The organism is Bacillus sp. JJ864 (assembly GCF_036963045.1).
Lineage (GTDB): Bacteria > Bacillota > Bacilli > Bacillales > Bacillaceae_G > Bacillus_A > Bacillus_A pseudomycoides_C.
Map to the genome: position 1 here is coordinate 12513 of NZ_JBALLY010000117.1, position 488 is coordinate 13000.

Here is a 488-nt window from a genome sequence, read left to right on the forward strand (position 1 = left end):
CGTTGATTTATTTTATTTTAAATGTTACACTCTTAATTAATAAAGAAAGAGTAGCGAAAAAACCCTTAAGCTTGTAAGTTTTCTGAAAATTAAGTTTTCGAAACCTTTTTAACTTTCATTGACATTCTTGTGCTGCTCCCGCTCTTTCTTTATCCTTGCAAGAAGTCGTCACAAAGCTAGGACTTTGGGGCGGCTTTTTTTATTTTATTAAAAGAAATTACTATGAAAACAGATACCCTCAAATATTCACTGAAAATAGTACTGCACCGTTTATTTATCACAATTAAAAACCCCCTCAAAATATGACCAACGTACAGTCAAATACCATATTTGTCCATATACATGTAATAAGTTCATTCTGTCCGTCGAAAGGAGGGAGACTTTTTGGAATCATTTTCTTTTGGAAAGAACTGCAATTCTTATTATTTTCCCTGTGCGTTTCCCGTTCCGGATCCCGGATATACTGGTTCCACTGGAGCTACTGGACC